The sequence below is a fragment of the Pseudomonas serboccidentalis genome (assembly GCF_028830055.1).
GTDB lineage: Bacteria > Pseudomonadota > Gammaproteobacteria > Pseudomonadales > Pseudomonadaceae > Aquipseudomonas > Aquipseudomonas serboccidentalis.
The window spans coordinates 5,996,798-5,997,016 of the sequence record NZ_CP101655.1 but is presented as its reverse complement, the minus strand read 5'-3'; the positions used below and the strand labels follow the sequence as shown (position 1 = coordinate 5,997,016).

The 219-nt window shown below is 58.9% G+C and carries 2 tRNA genes; both read right to left on the bottom strand.

The features are described from left to right. Nucleotides 1-38: 38 nt before the first annotated feature. Nucleotides 39-115: transfer RNA gene (locus NN484_RS27245), tRNA-Asp, on the bottom strand. Nucleotides 116-134: 19 nt separating this feature from the next. Then, nucleotides 135-210, bottom strand: a tRNA-Val gene (locus NN484_RS27240). Between the last annotated feature and the right edge of the window lie 9 nt (nucleotides 211-219).

Sequence of the window (219 nt, the reverse complement as noted above, 5' to 3'; positions counted from 1 at the left end):
GTGGTGACCTGGCGTTCAGTGGTCCAGGTTACCGAATATGGCGCAGCGGACGGGACTCGAACCCGCGACCCCCGGCGTGACAGGCCGGTATTCTAACCGACTGAACTACCGCTGCGCTAAACACTTGAAACGAATGGTGGGTGATGACGGGATCGAACCGCCGACATTCTGCTTGTAAGGCAGACGCTCTCCCAGCTGAGCTAATCACCCTTCGCTTCG